This is a genomic window from Mesorhizobium sp. M1A.T.Ca.IN.004.03.1.1 (genome assembly GCF_003997555.1).
In the GTDB taxonomy this organism is placed as follows: domain Bacteria; phylum Pseudomonadota; class Alphaproteobacteria; order Rhizobiales; family Rhizobiaceae; genus Mesorhizobium.
Window position 1 is genome coordinate 1 of sequence record NZ_RZTV01000851.1, and the last position, 246, is coordinate 246.

1 pseudogene is annotated in these 246 nt (G+C 54.9%); it reads right to left on the reverse strand.

Annotated features, from left to right (window positions below):
- Positions 1-246 (reverse strand): annotated as a pseudogene (locus EOD29_RS34095) (RNA degradosome polyphosphate kinase); the annotation flags it as partial.

Here is a 246-nt window from a genome sequence, read left to right on the forward strand (position 1 = left end):
CTTCACCACGGCCTGACAGGCTCGGATTGGTCATGAAATACTGCTGCGCATTGAACGGTTCTTCGCCCCTGCGCACTTCCATGCGACGCGACGTACCGTCGGGCAATATCTCGTAGCTTTGTTGATTGTCAATCACGTTGCCGAGCATAATCTGTGACAAGACCTGCTCGTGAACGGTCGGATTTGTCAACGGAACCATGGTTTCGACACGGCGATCGAGGTTTCTCGGCATCATGTCGGCCGAGC